The organism is Desulfobulbaceae bacterium, assembly GCA_015231515.1.
Classification (GTDB): domain Bacteria; phylum Desulfobacterota; class Desulfobulbia; order Desulfobulbales; family VMSU01; genus JADGBM01.
The window spans coordinates 1-2158 of sequence record JADGBM010000221.1; the positions used below are offsets into that span (position 1 = coordinate 1).

Here is a 2158-nt window from a genome sequence, read left to right on the forward strand (position 1 = left end):
CCCTGCCAGGGAAAGCGCCGTTGATTTTTGGGCACCGGCAAAAACCAGCTGGTTAAAGGCAAAAATATGATCGGTGTCTGGGGCGATCAGCTCCTTTTCGACCAGGTATTTCATCCACTTGGGATTAGCGGAAACATAGATATCAGCGGGGGCGCCTTGTTCAATCTGTTTCGCCAGGCTACCCGAAGAAGCAAAGTTCGGCAGGAATTTTGCCTTGGTATGTTTGGCAGAAAAATCCTTTATCATGTCATTGACGGCATCGGTCATGCTCGCGGTGACCGAAAGATGAATGGTTTGTGCCTGAACGGCGACGACGGAAACGATCTGCAAAAGTAGAACGGTAACCAATATTTTACACCCAAAGGGCATAAGTTTTGTTTGAGTCGGCAGGCGGCTCAATTCAGCTTTACATTTCATAGGTGACTCCTTCGATGCATACGATTGATTTTGCACATTTGTTTGTTTTTGTTACGATTTTGTCGAAGAGGCCACAAAAATGTCCCTCCCCTTGGCTGTAAATCAGATACAATGTCTTCATTTGCGGCGAACAATGGACTTTGCTATTGTAATTAGCAGAATCTGTGCCAGTAAGTAGAGTCAAAAATTCTAGACGTGCCGACGGCATCCTTTCCGGGGGATAATCGCCGTGCAGAATGCGCGGCTGGTCGTTATTGCCATGCTGGTTCTCTTCATAAAAACAGCAAACGCTCCGGATTAAAATAGATTTAGCCTTGAAAATTAGCTAATCATACACATTGTAGCGATTACAACTCACAACTAACCCCGATGAACGGGATAAGTGCCTTACAGAGTATCTTCTTGTAAAAAAAACAAACAAGAAAATACTCTGTAAGGCACTAAATCTGATGATTGCCTGAAGGGATTGCGGCAGGGTCATGATAAAAACCTTAATTTCATCTCGCACCCGGCGGTAATGGGCCAGGGCCTCTTCCTCGTTTTCAGCATCGACTGCCAGTTTGGGCGGGTCGTCGAAGCCCACGTGGATTTTTTGGCCCGGAAAGAAGGGGCAGGTCTCGTTGGCATGGCCGCAGAGGGTGATGACCCAGTCGAATACCGACTCCGGCAGATCTTCAAGTGTCTTGGATTGCTGTCCGGAGATGTCAACTCCCGCCTCAGCCATAATCTTTACCGCCAGAGGATTAAGTCCGTGTTTTTCGATGCCGGCAGAATAGGCCTTGATGACGTCGCCCTTGAGGTGCCTGGCCCAGCCTTCCGCGATTTGACTGCGGCATGAGTTGCCGGTACAGAGAAAAAGGATTTTTAGTTTTTTCATTGTTATCACACTCCCTGCTTGACCGGAAACCAGCCTGTCGTGCGGTTGGCGATCTTGACCAGGAAAAGCATCACCGGCACCTCGACTAAAACCCCGACTATGGTAGCCAGAACCGCCGGCGATGAAGCCCCAAACAGGGTGATCGCCACGGCGACCGAGAGTTCAAAAAAATTGGAGGCGCCGATCATGCTGGCTGGTGCCGCGACATCATGGGGTAATTTCAACTTTTTGGCAGTCAGATAGGCGATAAAGAATATTAAAAACGTTTGAATCACCAAGGGCACTGCGATTAAAACAATGTGCAGCGGGTTTTCGAGAATAACCTCTCCCTGGAAAGAGAAAATTAGGACAAGGGTCAGCAGCAAGCCACCGATGGTAAGGTTGTTGAATTTCGGGATAAACGTCGTATTGAAATACTCTGCCCCCTTATTGCTGATTACAATCTTGCGAGTTACTACCCCTCCGACCAGCGGAATAACTACGAACAGGAAAACCGATAAAAACAGGGTGTCCCACGGAATGGTGATTCCCCCAATCCCAAGAAGAAAAGCGACAATCGGAGTAAAGGCAACGAGGATGATCAGGTCGTTGGTCGCCACCTGAACCACCGTATAGGCCGGGTTGCCGCGGGTCAGGTGACTCCAGACAAAAACCATAGCCGTGCAAGGCGCCGCGCCCAAAAGAACCGCCCCGGCCAGATAATCCCTAGCCATTTCCGGCGGAATAAGGCCGCGAAAAACGACATGAAAAAAGAAGGCGGCGATCCCGAACATGGTAAAGGGCTTAATCAGCCAGTTGACCACCCAGGTCAGGTAGAGACCTGTAGGGTTTTTGCCGACATTTTTAACGCTGGCGAAATCCACC

Annotated in this window: 3 protein-coding genes; all 3 read right to left on the minus strand. The window is 49.2% G+C overall.

Going from position 1 to position 2158, the window contains the following annotated elements; genetic code table 11:
* Window positions 1–369 (minus strand): molybdate ABC transporter substrate-binding protein (gene modA, locus HQK80_16520; GenBank protein MBF0223795.1); only part of this gene is annotated, 369 nt, incomplete at its 3' end.
* A 373-nt stretch (window positions 370–742) separates the two neighbouring features.
* Window positions 743–1294 (minus strand): arsenate reductase ArsC, encoded by a 552-nt coding sequence (locus tag HQK80_16525; GenBank protein ID MBF0223796.1) that lies wholly within the window; start codon window positions 1292–1294, stop codon window positions 743–745.
* A gap of 5 nt (window positions 1295–1299) precedes the next feature.
* Window positions 1300–2158 (minus strand): ACR3 family arsenite efflux transporter (gene arsB / locus HQK80_16530; protein ID MBF0223797.1); only part of this gene is annotated, 859 nt, incomplete at its 5' end.